The following is a 19,207-nucleotide window of genomic DNA, read 5'->3' as shown; positions in this document are numbered from 1 at the left end:
AGCAGTAATCGACCTCGCGAACATAGTTGTAGTCGCTGAGCATGGCATGGTCCGAGCGACCATAATTCCAGGCGGATCCGTCGCGCCAGATGACGCCGCCTGCTTCCTGCAGGCTGCCATCGGCATTGAGCAGCTTCGATCCGACGGCACCGCATTGCGGATAGCGGTTGAACAACTCCAACATTGCATCCAGCCAGCCCGACGAAACGGCTGTATCGTTGTTGAGAAAATGAAGAAATTCTCCGCTGGCCAGCGCCGCACCGAGATTGCAGGCACGGAGATAACCGACGTTTTCTCCGGTGTCATGAAATCTCAAACCGGGAATTCCGGCCATCACTGCCATCCCGGGATCGCCAGAAGCGTCCTCGACGACAATAATCTCGACTGGAACCGAAGGAGGGTTTGCCGCGATCGATCGCAGGCAGTGCAGCGTCTGGGCGAGGCCACCGAAGGCGCTGATGATGATTGAAACGCGGGGCGCGGTCGGACGGTCGAACGCGAGGCCCGCCGTGGAAATGTCCGTTGCGGTAAACACGGCTCTGCCCGCCGGCGCGACCGACGCGGACGATCTGGCGTCGATCCAGCGCCCGATGCGGAAAACCAGCCCCTCGCTCGCTTGCCGTTTCAACGACCCGACGAGCTCCGGAAACCGCAAATATCTGTCATTTCGCGCGAGCCTTTCGCCATGAAGCTCGACCCCAGTGCTTCTTATAGTCTCGAACAACCCGCTATGTGTTCCCATGAAAGTCGGCAGGTCAACCATACCGACACACGGTATTTCTTGCCGAAGACCCACCGGCGCGATCGTCGCCACCGACAACGGTTCCACGCCGGTATCAAGGCCGCTTTTCACCATCCGGACGCATCGGCAACCGTCTCCGAGCGCGGCGGGCAAGAGTTCGCCGGCTCAGACCGTCCAGAAATAGCGCACGATGTGAAAGAAGATCGGGGCAGCGAAGACCAGGCTGTCGGTACGGTCCATCATGCCGCCATGGCCTTCGATGAGATGGCCCCAATCCTTGACCCCCTGGTCACGCTTGATGGCGGAGGCTACCAGCCCCCCCAGAAATCCCATCGAGCAGGCGACGAAGGCCACGCACGCCGCCTGCAGTGGCGAGAAGGGCGTCACGAACGACAGCAGCGCGCCGAGCAGGCTCGCCGACACCAGTCCGCCGATCAGGCCCTCCCAGGTTTTCGACGGCGACACGGTTGGCGAAAAACGGTGTTTTCCTAAGAGCTTTCCGAAGATGTACTGCAGCACGTCGCTGCCTTGTACCACGATGATCAGGAACGCGATCAGCAACAGGTTGCGGCCTTCGAAGCCTGGCACATCGAGCGTCAACAGCGCGGGAACATGGCTGACGCAATAGACCGAGATCATCACCGCCCATTGCTGCGCGGCGATCCGCTCGAGAAAGCGTTCGGTGTCGCCATGCAGCGCGGTGATGGCCGGCATCAACAGGAAGCAGTAGACTGGAATGAAGATGACGAAGAGTCCGTACCAGGCGGTCCATACCAGCCAGTATTGAAACGGTATGATGATGCCGAACATGCCAAGCAGCACCCAATGGTCGCTGCGGCTTGTATGCGTCAGCGTCACGAATTCGCGGAGGGCGGCGAAGGAAATCAGCGCGAACAGGATGGTCATGCCGTAGCGGCCGAAGAAGAAGGCGACCGTCATCAGCGCCACCATCACCCACCAGGCGTTGATGCGCTGGGTGAGATTGACCAGCGTCGAGCTGAGTGGCTTCGGCGCCCGCGCGCAAAGTATGGCGGCGACGATGCTGGCGGTCGTCAGCACCGCGAGCAGGCCGATGATCAGGATGGAGATGTCGTGGCGCATCAATCGTCTCGCTCGGGGCGCGGGTTGAGCGCCAGAAGCGTGGTGTGGGCGCGGTCGAGAAAGGCGCGGCGTTCTTCGCCGGGGGCCACCGTTACCGGTGCGCCGAAGACGACACGGCAGAGCAGCGGCACCGGGAGGAACTGGCCCTTGGGCAGCACACGCGACATATTCTCGATCCAGCACGGGATCAGTTCGACTTGCGGCCGCGCCATCGACAGATTGTACAGTCCGGAGCGGAAGGCCAGCAGCGGCTGGTCGGTCATGTTGCGGGTGCCTTCGGGAAACAGGATCAGCGAGTGGCCCTGATCGAGAACCGAGAGCATGATCTCGATCGGGTTTTCCTCCGGCCTGGTCCATTGCCGGTTGATGAGCACGGACGACAGCATGTCTTCGGCGATGAAGCGGCGCAGCCGCGACTTCCCCCAGTATTCGCCGGCAGCCACGGCATGGGTGATAGCGCGCTCCTTTTCGCTCAGGCAGGCCGATAGCAGGATGAAGTCACCATGGCTGGTGTGATTGGCGAAATAGATACGCTGCCGGTCCGACGGCAAGCTGCCATTCCAGATCGGACGCACGCCGGTCACCACCCAGGCCAGGACCGATAGGCCGACGGAGGTTGCCGTCTGCAGCATGGTGAAGGTCTTGAGCGAAAGCTTGCTCATCGCGGCGCCCAGAATCCCGCCGCGAAAAGCATCACCACAAACAGGCCAAGGGCTGCGCGTTGGCGGGTGAGCAACCGGCGCGTGCCGGCAACCCGGTCATCGAACTGGCGTATGGCGGACGGGATAGGCTTCAGGCGCATGCGCGCCAGCATGTCATCCACCGCGGCACCGCTGGAAGCCTCGTCTTCATGGCTGGCCATCAATCGGAACAGCAGCGCATCGAATGCCAGCAGCGTCGAAAGCGCCAGCACGGCGACAGCGCTCGCGGCGGCGACCGAAAGGGCGACGGCCGCGGGCCAGGTCTCGAAGGCGCCGCGCGCCGAAGCAGCCAAGGGCGTGAGAATATTTGCGGCCACCACAACTGCAGCCGGCCATGCGGCCTGTTGCATCAGCATGCGGGCGAAGCGTTTGGCGCGTTCCCGGCTGTCATTGTCCGTCATGACGCCGCCCGCTCCGTGGCCTTGGCAAGATGAATCGGCCGGCCGGCGGCGACGAGCATCTCGCGGGCAAGCACCGGCGTCCTGGCTCTGCCTGTCGCCACCAGCCATTCGGCGACAACGCCGGCGCTGCGTTGGAAACCGAGCGCGCAGCACACCAGCACGGTGCCGTCGCGGCGCGCGCTCTCCAGCGCGCTGGCTGTCTGCTGCTGTATCGTCACTGGCGGCGGCAACAAGTCGATCATCGGCAAGCTGATCCAACGGCAATTTGCTCCAGCCGGCTTCTCAAGTTCGGCGGCGACATCAATGACCGTGCCGAAGCTGTTGGCTTCGCTCGCCGTCGGAAAGCGGCCGAGAAAGACGCCATCGGTGACCGCCACGAGCGGCGGGAGCTTGCGCGTCCATATCGCGATATTGACCCTGGCGCCCAGTCGATAGGGGGAAAGCAGGATACGGCTTCCCAGGGACACATGGCCTTCCGCCGTCTTCTGGAACACCTTGGTGCTTGCCCCGGCATAGACGAAGGCGACGATGGCCAGCGCCAGCGCCGGCCAAAGCAGGACAAGCGCGACGGCGGAAAAGAAGGCGCCGAACGCGGCGCCCGCCAGCGCAAGGACAGCACCCAGCGCATAGAACCGCGCCAGCCGCCGCGCTTTCGCATCGCCGGTCAGTCGGGCGCCGGAAAACGGCAAGTCGCCGCTGCGCGGAAACAGCCACAGCGCAAAAAAACCGAGCAGCGCGCCGGTGGGGATGTCGATGAAATGATGTTGCCAGGTCGTCAGCACCGAGACGCCGATCAGGAAGCACCAGGCATGCCAGAGCGGCAGGAAAAGGCCGCCGAGCCGGTGGCGCCAGTGGTCCCAGATGATCACCAGCAGGGCGATGTGCAGCGAGGGCGCCTGGTTGAAAGGCTTGTCGAAACCGCCAAGCACGCCAAACAGGAAACCCGGCACGCCGGTCGTTTCCGGTCGCATGAAGGTCGCGGTCAGCGGGAACAGAACGAAGCAGGCCACGGCCACGATCTGCGCCGTGAGATAACGCCCGGCCAGCCGGTCGACCCCCTGCCTGCTATCGTTGAGCAACAGCGACAGGCCGTAGAAAAGGTTGATCGACCAGTAGGGTACGATGGTCCAGGCGATGAACGGGATGCTGTGCTCCCAGGAAAACACGATGCTGCCGACATCGTCGCGCCGTGAAGCCAACCAGTTGGCGAAACCGTAGGTCAGGTAGAAGAACGGCGTCAGGAAGGCCAGCCAAAGAGCTGCCCTGAAGACCACCCGGCCGTAAGGTTCGGCGCGCGCCGTGGATGCAAGCGATGACACCATCCTGTTCAGCGCCGCCGTGCGACCGAGACGGTGAAAATGCCCCATTGGTCGATGCGCTGGTCGAGTTTCTCGAAACCGGCGGCTTCGACGAGCTGGTCCATTTCGCCTTGCGTGCGCCGGCGCATGACCCAGGCCTGGCCGCCGCGATGCGAGGTCGGGCTGCGTGCGATCATCTCCAGCTGCGGATGCCAGGGCTGGTTGGTGTAGAGCAGTAGGCTTCCCGACTGCATGGCGCGGGCCAATCCACCGAGCGAACGGGTGATCAGCGCGTTGTCGGCGAACAGTTCGTAAAGACCCGACACAATGGCGAGGTCGGGTGCCGGATCGACGGCGGCGAGCATGTCGGCATCGAAAGCATCCGCGCGCTGGAACGAGACACTCGCCGGCAATTGCCGCTCGGCGATCAGCTTGCGGCCAAGCTGGACGTTGAGGTCGGAATAATCCTGCAGACGCACGCTCGCCGGCTGGTCTGGGCACTTCACGATGGCATCGAGGACATAGCGGCCGTGGCCGGCGGCGATGTCGAGAATATGGACTGGCCGGCCGGCGGCCTTCAGTGTCGCCAGGCAGGAACCGATCAGCTCTTCGAGATGCAGCTTGCGCTGGCGGATGCCGCGCCAGCCAATGGCTTCCAGGAAGATGCGGTCGACGACGCGGCCAAGAGGTGTAAGACCCCGCGCGTCGTTCTCGTAGACGTAATCCAGCGTCGAGCCCGAATCGAAGCCGGTGGTGACGCCCGCCTTCATACCCGACGAGAACCATGCGCCCATGCGGATGGAGGCACGGCTGAATGCCCAATGAAGGCCCTTGAGCGACAGCGGATCTAGTGGCGAGGCAAGCCTGTCGGCCTCGTCGCGCGTGTAGCCGGCGATATCCGCCTGCTTGAGGTCGACCGGCGCGTCCGGCGCGGCGAACTGCCTGGCCAGGAACGGCCGGATCAGGTCGAGGGCCCGCGCCCGATCGCGCTCGCCGAGCGTGTCATGGAAGAAGCCCGGCAACACATGGCGTTCCTTGGCGCGGCTGCCGAGATTGACGAAGAACTCGTGCTGCGGGCCGTGGCGCACCACCCAGTCACTCCCCGAAAGCAGAAGCTGCGTCGGCACCGTGATGGCGCGTGCGTCCGCAACGATGCGCGCCGCATGCTGGTAGAGTTCGACCAGGATGTTGGAGGCGATCGGCCGCGTGATCAGCGGATCGCTCTCGAAAGAGGCGATACGCACGGGATCATGGGTCAGGAACTTCGCCTTGACGTAGGAATTGACGAAGAAACGCCCCTTGATCTGCTGCCAGAACGCGATGCCTTCCTTGGCGAAGGGCACGTAGAGCTTCACCGAAAAGGCCGGTGAGGCCAGCACCATGGCACGCAGCTTGGGCGCATAGTCGTGCACCCAGGCTGCAGCGAGCACGGCGCCGAAGGATTGCGCGACCAGCGCAATATCCTGCGTGGCGAAGCCATCCTTGACGGCGATCTCGCGCATGAAGCAGTCGATGTCGCGCACCAGGGCCGAAAAGGAAGGGGCATAGCCGCGCTCGCCGGACGAGCGACCATTGCCGCGAGCGTCCCAGGCGTAGAAAGCGTGGTCGGGCATTTGCAATTCGTCGACGAGATGGGCCATGCGACCGCCATGCTCGTGGCCGCGGTGGAAGAGCACCACCGCGCCCTTGGCATTGGCGGAAGCCGCCGGCCAGAACCGGTAGAAGATCTCCGTCCCGTCATGGCTGCGGAAGACACGCTCTTGCGCTTGCCGATCAAGGCTTTCCGCAACCACGGCTGCGATTGGCTCGTGCAACATGGTCTTTCCCTCTGGCGGCATGGCGAGCCTCGATGCTCAGCTGGCGCTGCCAATAAGGCCGGCGCGTATCCGGTTTATGGCGGTCAACAGCGAAAGCGTTGCCATGGCCGGAAACACAAGCGGTGCGATGGCTGCCGGCCAAAGCCCGGCGGCGCACAGCACGGCGACCACGCCCAGCGCCAGCGCCCTGTCGCTTTTGCCGAACGGCCCGGCATAGTTTCGTCCGATCTTGGCGGCGATGCCGAGCACGCCAGCGAACTCGGTCAGCACGGCTGACATGGCGAAGGCGACGACGCCCCATGGGCTGAACTGTGGAAAGGCGGCGAACGGCAAGATCAGCGCGAGGTCCGAGACGACGTCGCAAAATTCGTTCAGATACATGCCGAGCGTCGAAGCTTGCCCGTGTTCCCGCGCCAGCATGCCATCCATGGCATTTAGCGCCATGCGCACGAACATCACCGCGGGTATCAGCAGCAGAAGCGAGCGCCATTCATGCAAGATCGCGATGACCGTCCCGGCCGCGATCGACAATAGGGCCGCCAGGATGGTTATGCTGTTTGCGGTAACTCCGATTGCCGCCAGCCGATTGACCAGCGGCCGCAGTCTTCCCTGGAAAGCCGGCTTGAGAGCGTAAAGCGTCGGCATTTCGTCGATCCCCCGATCCTGATCTGCGGCTGTACATCAATATGTCAGACGCGACCAGTAGGTCGCTGAGGCCGAAACGGCGCCTCTCCGGGGCGTGCATCCTGACGTGGCGGATGCGGTCGTGCCGACTGGGATGGCCACCCGCCAGATGTTCACCAACCGCTAACCATGACTGCATCGCAGGGCTGCCATCCACATTTGCCAGCTTTTGGCGTAATGCGGCATCTTGAATAGTGAGCACGCTTATTATATATCCCGCTCATGGTTTCCGATGGCATAGACAGGTTGGGCTTCCTGATCCACGACGTGCAGCGCCTGATGCGCAAGCGCTTCGAGGCGAGAGCCAGTGGTTTGGGACTTTCCTCGGCGCAATGGCGGCTTCTTGTCCGCGTTGCCAAGGAAGATGGTGTCGCGCAGGCGCGGCTGGCCGAACTTCTCGAAATCGAGCCGATCAGCGTTTCTCGTCTGGTCGACCGCATGGAGGAGGGAGGCTGGATCGAGCGTCGTTCCGACGCCGCTGATCGCCGCGTCCGCATGATCTTCCTGACACCCAAGGCGAGCGAAGCCTACGCCCTGATCAAGAGTCTTGCTGGCGAAGTCTACGAAGAATCGCTGACCGGCGTGTCGCCGGAAGATCGCCGCGTCCTGATCACGGGGCTTGAGGCGATGGTCCAGAACCTGGCGGACGACGAGACGCCGTCCATTGAAAAAGTGAAGAATACAGAAGGCGCAGCAGCATGAACGCGGTAGCCAAGATCGATGAGAACGCGACCAAGCTGGAAATGGAAGCGCCGGGACAGCCGGCTGCTGCCCCCATGGCGGTTGCACCTCCGGTCCAGCCGGTCCCATCGCCTGTGAAGAAGAAGCGCCGGCTGGGCCGCTCCCTGCTGATGGTGGCGCTGCCTGCGGCACTGGTCGTTGGCGGCGGCTATGTCTGGATCACCGGCGGTCGCTATCAGGAGACGGAAAACGCAAATCTGCAGCAGGCCAAGGTGTCGATCGCATCGGATACGGCCGGCCGCATCGTTCAGGTCGACATCGCTGACAACCAGTTGGTCAAGCAGGGCGACGTGCTGTTTGCCATCGACCCAGAGCCATACCGGATCGCATTGGCCCAGGCCGACGCGGCGGTTGCTGTCGCACGGGTTGGCATCGAGCAGTTGCGCGCCGCCTACAGCCAGGCGACGGCGCAGGAAAAGTCCGCCACCAGCGAAGTCGACTACGCGCAGTCGCAATATGATCGCGCCGCCGACCTCGCCCAGAAGGGCATCAACACCAAGTCGGCGCTGGACCAGGCAAGAAACGATCTCGACAAGGCCAAGCAGCAATTGGCCGTTGCCCAGCAAGGCATCATCAGCGCCAAGGCAGCACTTGCCGGCAATCCCGACATCGAGACCGACAGGCATCCGACGGTGATGGCCGCGCTCGCCGCGCGTGACAAGGCGGCCTACGACCTGGCGCAGACCACGGTCAAGGCGCCGGCCGATGGCGTCATCAGCCAGGCTTCGTCGTTCAAGGTCGGTCAGTATGTCGGCTCCGGAACGCCGCTCTTTTCGCTTGTCGAAACCGGCGACACCTGGATCGAAGCCAATTTCAAGGAAACCCAGCTGACCCATATGAAGCCCGGCCAGAAGGCCGAGATCGTGGTCGATACCTATCCGGGCCGCACCTTCGAGGCGACGGTCAAGGCGATCGGTGCCGGCACGGGAGCCGAATTCTCGCTGCTGCCTGCCCAGAATGCCACGGGCAACTGGGTCAAGGTCACGCAGCGTATTCCGGTGCGCCTGGAGCTGACCGATGCCGACGCCCGGATGGCGTTGCGCACCGGCATGAGCACCGCCGTCACCGTGGACACCGGCGTTTCGCGCGGGTTTCCCGCCATATTCGGCCACGCCACCGCGGGTGAGGTCAAATAGGGCGCTCGCCGCGCTTGGCGTGACACAGATGGCAAGATTGGTCCGAGGGGAGGGTGTGAAGGGAGAAGGGTTAGATGGCCGGGCTGCATCGAAGATGCTGTTCGCTCCAACCCTGAACCACTCGACGCCGGACCCTTTGGTCCTTCGGTTTCCGGGCGGCAGGCGTCCGCCAGGTCGAGACGCTCGGTCGATGTAACCCCCACATCGATACTCGCGTCCCACCGCGATGAGAGTCTCTCCTTACGGAAGGCTCTGCCGCCCGGAAGCCAACTGTACACGACTTTGTTACCTGCCGGAAGTTCCACATCATGAGCACGCCAGAACCCTTTCGCGAAGTGCCGCATCGCGGCCTGATCACGGTCGCGCTGATGCTGGCGACGATCATGCAGGCGCTCGACACGACGATCGCCAACGTCGCGCTGCCGACCATGACCGGCGATCTCGGCGCCTCCCCGGACAACATCAACTGGGTGCTGACCTCCTACATCGTTGCCGCAGCCATCATGACGCCGGTGACCGGCTGGCTGGCCGACCGCTTCGGCCGCAAGGAACTGTTCCTGACGGCGGTGGTCGGCTTCACCGTGTTCTCGATGCTGTGCGGCATCGCCTGGAGCCTGGAGACCATGGTGTTCTTCCGGCTGATGCAAGGCGTGTTCGGCGCCGCGATCGTGCCCCTGTCGCAGACTTTCCTGCTCGACATCAACCCCAGGGAACGCCACGGCCAGGCCATGGCCATCTGGGGCGCCGGCATCATGCTGGGGCCGATTCTGGGCCCGACCCTGGGTGGCTGGCTGACAGAGAATTTCAACTGGCGCTGGGTGTTCTTCATCAACCTGCCGGTCGGTATCGTCGCCTTCCTCGGCATGGCTGCCTATTTGCCGGCCGTTGCACGGCGGGTGCGCAGCTTCGATTTCTTCGGCTTCGCCATGATATCGCTCGGCGTCGGCGCGCTTCAGCTGCTGCTCGATCGCGGCGGCGAGGTCGACTGGTTTTCCTCGGTCGAGATCTGGATCGAACTTGGCCTTTCGATCACCGGGTTCTGGGTGTTCATCATCCACACGGTGACATCAGAACATCCCTTCATCGATCCGAAGATTTTCCTCGACCGCAATTTCGTGACCGGGCTGGCGTTCATCTTCGTCATGGGCGTGCTGATTCTGGCCTCCATGTCGCTGCTGCCGCCTATGCTGTCGACCATCTTCGGCTATCCGACCGTCACCATCGGCATCGTCATGGGGCCACGCGGCGTCGGCACGATGATTTCGATGCTCGTCGTCGGGCGACTCATGAGCAAGATCGACGCCAGGATACTCGTCGTTATCGGCTTTCTCCTGACCGCGCAGTCGCTCTACACCATGTCCAGCTTCACGCCTCAGATGGACAACTGGCTGATCATCAGCTCCGGCGTCATTCAGGGCCTGGGAATGGGAATGGTGTTCGTGCCACTGTCGACCGTGGCCTTCGCCACGCTTGACGTACGCTTCCGCACCGATGCCACGGCCTTGTTCAGCCTGGTGCGCAATCTTGGATCGTCCATCGGCGTGTCGGTCGTGACGGTTTTGATGGTGCGCAACACGCAGATCAACCATGCCGAGCTTTCAGCTTTCATCAACCCGTTCAACCCCAATCTATGGGCGGTCTCACCGGCGGCGGCGAGCGGAAATCAGATGGCGCTTTCCCAGGTGGATCGCATGGTCAATCTCCAGGCGATGATGATCTCTTATGTCAATGACTTCAAAATACTGATGATGATGACGTTGGTCGCGGTCCCGTTTGTCTTCCTGCTGCGCAAGCCGGCGCGGGCGCCGGCCGCCGGTGGGGCACCCGCCGCGCATATGGACTAAAAGGCTGGCCAGCGTTTTCCGCTGCTCATGCACTAGCCAACCGAGGTTGGCTCGAGAAATATCGCCTCCGTCCCGACGATGCCGTCATGCATCGCTGGTGGCTCCGCGAGCATTGGCTTCGGCCTGGAGGAGATGCGATGCAACATCCGACATTCCCGGTATTCGATCTCGGGCGGTTCGAGGGCTCCGGCCACGAGGAGAAAAAGGCGCTCGGCGCCGAGGTCGACCGCATCTGCCGCGGCACCGGTTTTCTGGCCGTGACGAACCACGGCATTCCGGAACCCGTGATCGACGCCGCCTGGTCGAAGGCGCGAGCTTTCTTCGACCTTCTTCCGGAGGAAAAACAGCGTTCGAAGGCGCCTTATAAGGGTTACCCCTACGGCTATCTCGGCCCCGAACTCGAAGCGCTTGCCAAATCGCGCAATGTCGACACGCCGCCTGACCTGAAGGAAAGTTTCAACGGCGGTCCGCTGCGCGTGCCGTCGGGCATGCGTGATCCGGAGGCGTTGGCCTTCTGCTACGCCGAGACGATCTGGCCGGCCGAGCCCGCCGGCTTCATCGAGGCATGGAAGGCCTATTATGCCGCGCTCGAGGACCTCGCCGTTCGCATCATGCGGGTTTTCGCCACCGCGCTCGGCCTGCCCGAGAGCTATTTCGACAGCTATCTCGATGCGCCGATCAGTGCGCTACGAGCCCTCAATTACCCTGAACAACATGTCGCGCCGAAACCCGGCCAGATCCGCGCCGGCGCCCACACCGACTATGGCAGCCTGACGATCCTCTTGCCGCAGGCCGAGTCGCGCGGTCTCGAGATCATCACCCCGGACGGGGAGTGGACGCCGGTTCCGCCAATCCCGGGCGCCTTCGTCATCAACATCGGCGATCTGATGGCGCGCTGGACCAACGATCGCTGGGTTTCCACCCTGCATCGCGTGGTCAATCCGCCGGCCGACAAGGGCGGCAAGGACCGGCGCCAGTCCATGGCCTTCTTTCACCAGCCGAACTGGGATGCGCGGATCGAGGTGCTGGACGTATGCCTTGCCGACGGTGAGGCGCCGAAATACGAACCGGTGCTATCCGGTCCCTACCTCATGGCCAAGTTCAAGGCGACGACCGCGTAGGGGAGAACATCCTATTCCCAAGCGCGAGGCTCCAGTAGCGAATGGCGCTGTCGCAATCGCTTCGCGCATAGTCGAGGCCGACGCGGCTGAAGCGCGGCTCGTGTCGCGGCGGTGGTCAGCTGAATTCGTCCTGATGCCGAAGAACACTGAGCCTGAAAGCTCAAGAGTGGTTCTGGAAGCACGATTGAGTTTCAGGCATCCAGGCCCCGCGGCCCGATTTCGATCCGGTTTATCTGTCATTAGTACATCGGTAACACTATAGGCCGACTTTCATTCTGCAGGTGGCGGTTTTTCCCAAGCACAAAATCCGAGGAACTCTGTTTGGTCACGAAATCATCCAGGCAAGTCACCGAAGCGCCCGAGTCGGCCAGTCTGGCCGTACTTGCAAAACTGGCAACTGCTTCGTACGAAACTCTTGAGCTCGAGCTTCGGGCGACGGTCGCAACGCTCGAAGCACAGGCGCTGCGGCTCGAGACGGTGATCGACAACATCTCGCAAGGCATCTGCTTTTTCGGTGCCGATGAACGGCTGATCCTGTCCAACCGGCGCTATGCGGAGATCTACCGCATTGCGCCTGGGCGATTGCAATCGGGTCTGACATTGAGCGAAATCGTCGAACGCCGCGTTGCCGCCGGAACATCCACGATGGCAGCCGAGGCCTATCTCGCATTGGTCCGGTCGGTCAATTCGGGCACCGCTTCGAAAATCTGGATCGCCAAACTCACTGACGGTCGAACTATTCAGATTTGCCATCAGCCGATGCCCGATGGCAGTTGGGTGGCCACGCATGAGGACATTACGGAACTCGCTGCCAATCGCCAGATTGTCGACGAGCGCATCTCGCTGCAAACGTTGATCGACTGGGTGCCCGACTATCTCTGGGTCAAGGACAGGGAAAGCCGCTTTGTCGTGGTCAACAGCGCTCTTGCGGCCGACAGTGGCCGGGATAAGACCAGAGACATGATCGGCTTGACCGATTTTGATCTCCATGCCCCGGAACTGGCGCAGAAATTTCGCCTCATCGAGCAGAACGTCCTCAACAGCGGACAACCGGTGATCGACGAGGAGGAGTTCATTGTCGATGCGTCAGGCACCGGCAAATGGCTCTCGTCGACGAAGGTGCCGTTGCGCAATGCTCAAAACGAAATCCTCGGTCTGGTTGGCATTGCCCATGACATCACTGCCCGCAAGCAAGCGGACGTCCTTAGGAACGGGCAGGCGCATATCCTGGAAATGATCGCGATGAGCGCTCCGCTCGAGGCCGTCCTCGACCGTCTCATGCGCCTCGTGGAATCCCAGTTGACTGGGATATTCGGTTCCGTCTTGCTGCTCGACAAGGACGGCCGCCACTTGCGGCACGGCGCCGCGCCGAGCCTGGCGAAAGACTACACGAACGCCATCGACGGTGTCGCTATCGGTCCGAAGGTGGGATCCTGCGGGACCGCCGTCTACCGGCGGGAGTCGGTCATTGTCGCCGACATCGTGCAGGACCCCCTCTGGGAAGATTATCGCGAACTGGTGTCGGCCTTCGGCTATCGTTCGTGCTGGTCGACCCCGATCCTGTCGCATCAGGGCACCGTCTTGGGCGTGTTCGCGATGTATTCGATGACGGTGCGCGAACCGGCCGAGGCCGAGACCCGGCTGATTGATTTCACGACCCACATTGCCGGAATCGCGATCGAGCGCAAACTGGCTGAAGACCAGATCCACTTCATGGCCAACCATGATGTGCTGACCGGTCTTCCCAATCGCGCCTTGCTGGAGGACCGGCTTTCTCAAGCGATCCTGTACGCGCAGCGATACGATCGCTGGGTGACGGTGGTGTTCATCGATCTGGACAATTTCAAGCTCGTCAACGACACGCTCGGCCACAATGCCGGAGACGAGCTCCTGAAGATTGTCGCCAACCGCATGGTTGAATGCGTAAGAGCGACCGACACCGTGGTCCGACTTGGCGGCGATGAATTTGTTATCGTCCTGTTTGATCAACCGACGAACGTCGATCTCATTTCGGAGACCTTGCAGAAGATCCGCACAGCGATTGCCGAGCCAGTTCATCTTGGAGAGCATTGGCTGAGGGCGACAGCCAGCATCGGCATCGCAAACTACCCCAAGGACGGAACGAGCACGGAAACTCTGCTGGCCAATGCCGATGCGGCTATGTATCGCGCAAAAGAGTTCGGCCGCGACAATTTCCAGTTTTATGCTCCCGAATTCAACTTGAGTGCGCATGAAAAATTCGTGCTTCAGGAGGAGTTGCGAAACGCCCTGGCCCGTTCAGAATTCGCGCTGCTCTATCAGCCGCAAGTCGATCTTCGCTCAGGGCGCGTCTTTGCGGTCGAAGCGTTGATTCGCTGGAACCATCCGGCACTGGGGGTGGTAGCGCCGGCCAGTTTCATTCCGATGGCCGAGGAGACGGGTCTGATCGTGCCGATCGGCGACTGGGCTCTGCATGAAGCGTGTCGACAGAACATGGCCTGGCAGGATGCGGGTCTGCCGCCGATGACCGTCTGTGTGAATGTGTCGGCACGGCAGTTCAGAGAAAGGAACCTGGTCGGTCGCGTCGTCAATGCACTCAGGGACAGCGGTCTGGAGGCCAGATATCTCGAGCTGGAGGTGACCGAAAGCCTCATCATGCAGGATATCGAATTGGCGGTCGCGACAATGAACGAACTGCAAAGCCTGGGCGTTCAGATATCGATCGACGATTTCGGAACCGGCTATTCCAGCCTCAGCGCGCTCAAGACCTTTCCAGTTGCGCGGCTAAAGATCGACAAGTCTTTCATCAACGACGTCGCCGACAACGAAAACGATCAGGCTGTGGCCAGCGCCGTGATTTCGTTGGGTCAAAAGCTGAACATGAGGGTCATCGCCGAGGGTGTCGAAACCGACGATCAGGTGGCCTTCTTGCTCAAGAACAATTGCGACGAAATGCAGGGCTACCATTTCAGCAAGCCGGTCTCTGCCCGCGACATCGAGAAATTGCTCAACCAAAAGGATTGACGGACTGCTCAGCAAGCGGGCCCGGTCGGCTCGACGAAGATCGCACGGGCGGCGATACGCCTGCTTTTATTTTCCGAGCACAAGGCTCCAGTAGCGGAGGTTGCTGTCGCGGCCGTCGCGCACATAGGCAAGGCCAAAGCGAGTAAAGCGCGGGTCGAGCATGTTGCGGCGGTGGCCGGGCGAATGCACCCAGATGTCGAACAGCTTCTGCAGGTCGAAGCGGCCCTCGGCGATGTTCTCGGCCGCCGCACCCGCGATGCCGTTGCCCTTGACCCGCGAGGCGAAATCCTTGCCCCAGCCGGTGGTGTGGGTCATGCGGCCACCCTGCGCCATGTAGCCGGCCTGCTGCAAGGCCGCCTGTTCGAGTTGCGCGTCGGGGATCAGCGGCGCGAGACCCGCCGAGGCGCGGATACTGGTCAACGTGCCGGTGGCGGAGGAGGAGACCCCGGCGCCTTCACCGGTTGGCAGCGAAACGGTACTGCAGGCAGCGAGCCCGGCCAATGCCGCGAGGGCGGCTGCCTGGAGCCATTTGCGCCTGTTCAGGCCTGCTTGACGGATTTCGATTTCTTGAGCTGTCATGCCTGCCTGACATAGTCGCGATCATGGCTTTTGCCGGGCAGGGCGGTGAAAATCGCGACAACAGGCCAAGCAGATTCGGAAAGGAGATCCGAAATGCTGCGCCGCCGGCTTTCGCCGACATGGCGATGACAATCCCGTGAGGGCGTGTCCGAGACCATCGATTCGGCGACAAGTCCTGGCAAATCGTCTATGGTGTTGCATCTACTAGTGGCAGCTGCGGGCGGCCATCCAGGCGGTGACCGCCCCCGACACACGGGAGGAAGGTTATGGCCGGTTTTCATGTCATGGCGGACGCGCGTGGGGTGCATGTGCAACCCGTGGTGCGTCGCATCACCACGGCGGATCTCAGCGCCGCACTGCGTCTCGGCGTCGAGGATTTCTGGGCAAAACCGTCGCACTACGTCTTCCTGGGCCTGATTTACCCCGTTGTCGGTCTGATCCTGACGCAGTGGACGTCTGGCTCCAATGCCATCCAGCTCATCTATCCCCTGATGTCGGGTTTCGCCCTGGTCGGGCCGTTTGCGGCGATCGGTCTTTACGAGATCAGTCGCCGGCGCGAGCTCGGCATGAACACCTCCTGGCGGCACGCACTCGACGTGCGCCGCTCGCCGGCGGTTCCCTCGATCGCGGTGATCGGCGCCATGCTGGTAGCGCTGTTCCTGTTGTGGCTGTACACCGCGCAATCGATCTACACCGGCCTGTTCGGCAATCAGCCACCAGCGTCGATCGGCGGCTTTGTCCGCGAGGTGCTGATGACCGGCAAGGGCTGGACGCTGATCCTCGCCGGCAACGCCGCCGGCTTCGTCTTTGCCGTGGTCGTGCTGGCCACCACCGTGGTTGCCTTTCCGTTGCTGCTCGACCGCGACGTCGGCGCGGTCTCGGCCATTGAGACGTCGGCCCGCGCGGTGATGGCAAATCCGCTGCCGATGGCACTGTGGGGTCTGTTGGTCGCAGTGCTTCTCGTGGTCGGCTCGATCCCGCTGTTTGCCGGGCTCGCCGTGGTCATGCCGGTGCTCGGCCATGCCACCTGGCACCTCTACCGCAGGGTGGTCGAACCGGAGCGGGCGCAGCAGATAAGGCGGCCAATGTAGGCTGGACCGTGATTCCGTAAAGTGGGGCCGTTTTTCGGAAAACCAGGAAGCCCTCAGCGTTGCGCGTCGGTCGCCATCTTCAGCGCCAGCGCCGTCAGCACGGTCCCCATCATCCAGCGCTGGATGACCAGCCACAGCGGCCGTCCGGCGAGGAAGGTGGCGATCGAGCCTGCCGTCACCGCGATGATGGCATTGACGCTGAGGCTGATCGATATCTGCGTGGCGCCGAGCACCAGAAGCTGCGACAGGACATGGCCTTTGCCGGGGCTGATGAACTGCGGCAGCAGCGACAGATAGAGCACTGCCACCTTCGGATTGAGCAGGTTGGTCATCAGGCCCATCATGAACAGCTTGCGTGGCCGGTCTTTCGGCAATTCGCGCACCTGGAACGGCGAGCGTCCGCCGGGCTTCACCGCTTGCCAGGCCAGCCACAGGAGATAAAGCGCGCCGGCAAAGCGCAGCGCGTCATAGGCGAAGGGCACGGCGAGCAGCAATGCGGTGATGCCGAACGCGGCCGACAGCACATAGAAGAGAAAGCCGAGCGCGACGCCACCAAGCGAGATCAGTCCGGCTTTGGGCCCTTGCGACAGGGAACGCGAGATCAGATAGATCATGTTGGGGCCAGGCGTCAGCACCATGCCGAGGCAGACCAGCGCAAAGGCGAGATGATTGGCGGCTTCGGGCATCTGTTCACTCCCCAGCGCGCCGCGATGGATGCACGGTAGCGCGGTCAACATCTGCCCGCCCCGGCGGGCGGGCGCAAGAGCATGGCGGTGCCAGCCGTTGCGCCAGTGCGCTACCGCTGCCCTTCGGATCAGCTGACGACGCGCAGGTTCGACAATTCGTTGCCGATTTCCTTGAAATCGTTCGACAAGGTGGCGCCGGTCGCATTCCAGAACAGTTTGGCCGGCTTGCTCGCGTCGGTCGGATCCTTGCGGAAGCGTGAGTCCGACGAGCAGGATTTCAGCGCGTCGATCGCCTGCTTGTCGCTGGTCTTGGTGGTGGACAGGTCGAGCGCCACCGTCATCACCATGATATTGGCTGCCTTGGCGTTGTTGCAAAGCGTCGCCATCTGCTCGTTGAGCGCGTTGGTGTAGTTGCCGTTCGAATAGTCGAACTGACCGATGGCGCTCGACGTGCCCAGGAACATGCGGCCGACCGAGGTGCCGTTGTAGCCGGGCTTGAGATAGCCATAGGATGCGTAGGTCGATTTCGTGTCGGCGGGATCGGAATAGCCCAGGGACGAAGGCGTATAGTAGGTGTTGGCGCCATCGGTCAGCACGATCACGACCTTGTCGTTGCCTTTTTCCGTTTCCGGGCGCCCTTGCGTGAACGGCTCGCCGCTCGAAACCACCCGCCAGCCCCACGCCATGCCCTCGGGAACACTGGTGCCGCCATTCGGCTGCATCAGGTCGATCGCCGCCTTGATCGCGGTGAGCCCCGTTGTGACGCTGACGTCGGTCAGCGGCGTGATTGGGCTGGTGGTGCAGCTGTAGTTCGGGCCATTGCCGGCGGATAGCGCCGGCGCATTGATTGGCCGCGGCTGGAAATATTTGGCCATGTTGCGCAGCCGGGACTGACCGGTGCTGCTCGACGGGTCGTCGTTCCACCAGCTGTTCACGGCGCCGTAGGTCGTCGGCGCGGCCTCGTCTGGGTCCTGGGTGAGCTTCCAATGATTACCGGGTTCGTCCGGGGCGAACATCGGCACGAACATCGTCGCCGGATCGCCGACGCCTATGCCGGTGTTAGCCGAGCCGCCGGACGGCGCGGCGTCGTTGACATTATAGGGATAAGGTCGGGCTTCCACGCATCCTTGCCAGTTCGCGAACGGACCATAGGAATCGATATAGTCATATTCGTCATGGCTGCGTTTGCAGGTGTTGTTCCAGTTGTATTCGTCGCAAACCACGCGCTTGCTGCTGACGACGCGCTCGTGGTTGGTGACGACCTTCATGTCGTGGTAGAGCGAAAACCGGGTCAGCATCTGGCCTTCCTCGCTGCCCCAACCGGTGCCGCGCTTGTACCAGATGCCGTTGGTCTGCTGGGCGTATTTGTTGGCCGCGTTCAGCGTCGACCAGTCGAAATTCTCGTTCGATACCGGCGACAGGCCTTCGGTGTCCATCCATGATGCGTTGCCGTTGCCAGGACCGACATTGACCGAGGCGGCAAATGGCACGAGGCCGAATTGCACCGGCTTGTCGACCTGCTTGATCATCGCCGCCTGCTGGGCAAGCGTGTCGACCAGCTGTTTGGCCGCGTCCTTGAGAAGATCGATTCGCTTTTGTCCCGAGCCTGTTCCGGGCGTGACCATCGAACCGGAATTGTCGAGCACCAGGGCGACTTCCAGAGTGTTCTTCAGCCGCACTTCGGAGGTGACGTCAAAGCTGATCTTCTGGTTGGCCTCGGCTTGGGATTTGCCGACGAGCTGGGCGAAGACAGGATAGAAATAGGGCTTGTAGTCAAGCCGCGCGCTCATCTTGAGCAAGCCGCCGCCGCTGGTGTTGCTTGGCAAGGTGACGCTGAGCGTCGTGTTGGCGGGATCGATATTGTTCAGGTTGGCGTTGAAGAAGTCGACCGCATAGGCTCTTAGCTGGTCGTCGGTCGCGCCTTCCGTCAGCCGGCGCGCCGTGGCGAAGTTGGCGGCGTCGAGCGCATTCGTCACCATCTGCTTTTCGCGGTTCATCTCGGTGAAGTCGACCGCCATCGCCAGGCCGCCCATGAGCGGAACCATCGCAACGACCGTCATAAGAGCATAGTTGCCGCGTCTGTCGCGGCAGAACTGACGCCAGAGTTCATGCATGTCTTGCAGCGGCCCCCGCCGGCGGATTCTCGATCGACGCCAGCTTTCCACAAAACGCTGAAGGACGAGTTTGGGAAACCGCTCGATTGCTTGGTCGGCGCTTCACCAACCGCTAACCAATCCGGCAAGCTTGTTCTTCATCCGGGCA

16 protein-coding genes are annotated in these 19,207 nt (G+C 62.3%); 6 read left to right on the top strand and 10 right to left on the bottom strand.

The window, feature by feature from the left end; all coding sequences use genetic code 11:
* The 7 genes from OOJ09_RS29950 to OOJ09_RS29920 all read right to left on the bottom strand — a co-directional run.
* On the bottom strand, positions 1 to 856 hold an 856-nt coding region (locus OOJ09_RS29950; RefSeq protein WP_269908664.1), incomplete at its 3' end, for a glycosyltransferase family 2 protein.
* A gap of 51 nt (positions 857 to 907) precedes the next feature.
* On the bottom strand, positions 908 to 1,843 hold the full coding sequence (locus tag OOJ09_RS29945; protein WP_269908663.1) for a phosphatidate cytidylyltransferase: 936 nt from the start codon (positions 1,841 to 1,843) through the stop codon (positions 908 to 910).
* Positions 1,843 to 2,505 (bottom strand): lysophospholipid acyltransferase family protein, encoded by a 663-nt coding sequence (locus OOJ09_RS29940; protein WP_269908662.1) that lies wholly within the window; start codon positions 2,503 to 2,505, stop codon positions 1,843 to 1,845. Before OOJ09_RS29940 ends, OOJ09_RS29945 begins: the two co-directional genes overlap by 1 nt.
* Positions 2,502 to 2,945, bottom strand: coding sequence for a hypothetical protein (locus tag OOJ09_RS29935; RefSeq protein WP_269908661.1), 444 nt, complete (start codon positions 2,943 to 2,945; stop codon positions 2,502 to 2,504). The genes OOJ09_RS29940 and OOJ09_RS29935 overlap by 4 nt, the downstream gene beginning before the upstream one ends.
* Positions 2,942 to 4,267: a phosphatase PAP2/dual specificity phosphatase family protein gene (locus tag OOJ09_RS29930; protein ID WP_269908660.1), complete on the bottom strand. Its 1,326-nt coding sequence runs from the start codon at positions 4,265 to 4,267 to the stop codon at positions 2,942 to 2,944. The genes OOJ09_RS29935 and OOJ09_RS29930 overlap by 4 nt, the downstream gene beginning before the upstream one ends.
* A gap of 5 nt (positions 4,268 to 4,272) precedes the next feature.
* Positions 4,273 to 6,060: a bifunctional alpha/beta hydrolase/class I SAM-dependent methyltransferase gene (locus OOJ09_RS29925; protein ID WP_269908659.1), complete on the bottom strand. Its 1,788-nt coding sequence runs from the start codon at positions 6,058 to 6,060 to the stop codon at positions 4,273 to 4,275.
* 36 nt (positions 6,061 to 6,096) lie between these two features.
* Positions 6,097 to 6,705: a CDP-alcohol phosphatidyltransferase family protein gene (locus tag OOJ09_RS29920; protein ID WP_269908658.1), complete on the bottom strand. Its 609-nt coding sequence runs from the start codon at positions 6,703 to 6,705 to the stop codon at positions 6,097 to 6,099.
* 261 nt (positions 6,706 to 6,966) lie between these two features.
* Between OOJ09_RS29920 and OOJ09_RS29915 the strand changes: the two genes are divergently transcribed.
* The 5 genes from OOJ09_RS29915 (at position 6,967) to OOJ09_RS29895 (ending at position 14,589) form a co-directional block, all read left to right on the top strand.
* Positions 6,967 to 7,446: a MarR family winged helix-turn-helix transcriptional regulator gene (locus tag OOJ09_RS29915; protein WP_269908657.1), complete on the top strand. Its 480-nt coding sequence runs from the start codon at positions 6,967 to 6,969 to the stop codon at positions 7,444 to 7,446.
* Positions 7,443 to 8,621 (top strand): HlyD family secretion protein, encoded by a 1,179-nt coding sequence (locus tag OOJ09_RS29910; protein ID WP_269908656.1) that lies wholly within the window; start codon positions 7,443 to 7,445, stop codon positions 8,619 to 8,621. Before OOJ09_RS29915 ends, OOJ09_RS29910 begins: the two co-directional genes overlap by 4 nt.
* Before the next feature lie 308 nt (positions 8,622 to 8,929).
* Positions 8,930 to 10,465 (top strand): DHA2 family efflux MFS transporter permease subunit, encoded by a 1,536-nt coding sequence (locus OOJ09_RS29905; protein WP_269908655.1) that lies wholly within the window; start codon positions 8,930 to 8,932, stop codon positions 10,463 to 10,465.
* Positions 10,466 to 10,602: 137 nt separating this feature from the next.
* Entirely contained in the window at positions 10,603 to 11,586 is a 984-nt protein-coding gene (locus OOJ09_RS29900; RefSeq protein WP_269908654.1) for an isopenicillin N synthase family dioxygenase, read from the top strand.
* 321 nt (positions 11,587 to 11,907) lie between these two features.
* Positions 11,908 to 14,589, top strand: a complete 2,682-nt coding sequence (locus tag OOJ09_RS29895) for an EAL domain-containing protein (RefSeq protein ID WP_269908653.1) — start codon at positions 11,908 to 11,910, stop codon at positions 14,587 to 14,589.
* A gap of 66 nt (positions 14,590 to 14,655) precedes the next feature.
* Here OOJ09_RS29895 and OOJ09_RS29890 read toward each other — a convergent pair whose 3' ends face one another.
* Positions 14,656 to 15,168: a CAP domain-containing protein gene (locus tag OOJ09_RS29890; protein WP_269908652.1), complete on the bottom strand. Its 513-nt coding sequence runs from the start codon at positions 15,166 to 15,168 to the stop codon at positions 14,656 to 14,658.
* Positions 15,169 to 15,434: 266 nt separating this feature from the next.
* On the opposite strand from OOJ09_RS29890, the gene OOJ09_RS29885 reads away from it, so the two are divergent.
* Positions 15,435 to 16,259 carry a DUF2189 domain-containing protein gene (locus OOJ09_RS29885; protein WP_269908651.1) on the top strand — a complete coding sequence of 275 codons (825 nt, stop codon included), beginning with the start codon at positions 15,435 to 15,437 and terminating at the stop codon, positions 16,257 to 16,259.
* Between the two features lie 53 nt (positions 16,260 to 16,312).
* Here the strand turns inward: OOJ09_RS29885 and OOJ09_RS29880 are convergent, their stop codons facing one another.
* Together OOJ09_RS29880 and OOJ09_RS29875 are read right to left on the bottom strand one after the other, a co-directional pair.
* Positions 16,313 to 16,945 carry a LysE family translocator gene (locus OOJ09_RS29880; protein WP_269908650.1) on the bottom strand — a complete coding sequence of 211 codons (633 nt, stop codon included), beginning with the start codon at positions 16,943 to 16,945 and terminating at the stop codon, positions 16,313 to 16,315.
* Positions 16,946 to 17,073: 128 nt separating this feature from the next.
* On the bottom strand, positions 17,074 to 19,059 hold the full coding sequence (locus OOJ09_RS29875) for a TadE/TadG family type IV pilus assembly protein (RefSeq protein ID WP_269908649.1): 1,986 nt from the start codon (positions 19,057 to 19,059) through the stop codon (positions 17,074 to 17,076).
* Between the last annotated feature and the right edge of the window lie 148 nt (positions 19,060 to 19,207).

Origin of the sequence: Mesorhizobium qingshengii (assembly GCF_027563465.1) — a bacterium.
Lineage (GTDB): Bacteria > Pseudomonadota > Alphaproteobacteria > Rhizobiales > Rhizobiaceae > Mesorhizobium > Mesorhizobium qingshengii_A.
The sequence above is the reverse complement of the archived record's forward strand: the minus strand, read 5'-3'. Positions and strand labels throughout refer to the sequence as shown.